1 protein-coding gene is annotated in these 592 nt (G+C 42.2%); it reads right to left on the reverse strand.

The genetic code is table 11. From position 1 onward, the window contains the following. Nucleotides 1–400: hypothetical protein (locus DYY66_RS05015; RefSeq protein ID WP_218583614.1), on the reverse strand; the 400-nt coding region annotated here is incomplete at its 3' end. Between the last annotated feature and the right edge of the window lie 192 nt (nucleotides 401–592).

Consider the following 592-nt stretch of genomic DNA (forward strand, 5'->3'; position numbering starts at 1 on the left):
TCAACAATGTCTGCATGGTAGCTGTTGTATCGATGACAACGTTACCGCCATTTAATAGCGTAACAGTTGGGTTAGCACCTGTGCTGTTCACAAATTGTGGAACTGCACGGTTGCTAAATGATTCATCTTGAGCAATGTCAGGATCTGTCAAAGGAGTACCGGAACTGGCTCCAGTGAAATTAATCGACTGGCTGCCGTTTACATTTTTAGTTACGACTCCTGCGCTTTTGTGCATTGTACTTGGATCAAGTGCCAATGTCAAGCAAGCTGGACAGCCACTTGTCAATGAGAATGGAGTTCCAATCTTCATTGTAGTAATTCTGTCAACAGAACCGTCATAATCATTCAAATGTTCGGTAAGCTTTGCGTTCCTGTTTTGGTCATTATCGGTCAATGTCACTGTTAGTCTCTGACCTGATGCCTAAGTACTGTTAGTAGAGCCTTCGGTAATTGAACCAAAGTTGAATCCACCTACTATGTTTCCTCCAATATCATTGTAATTGAAGGTAGCAGATTGGCCTCTTATTGCTCCATTATTTTCTGTGACAATGGTGGATTTCTTAGATCCGTCCCAGTTTGCAAATACGCCAGT

Source organism: Candidatus Nitrosotalea sp. FS, from assembly GCF_011319475.1.
GTDB lineage: Archaea > Thermoproteota > Nitrososphaeria > Nitrososphaerales > Nitrosopumilaceae > Nitrosotalea.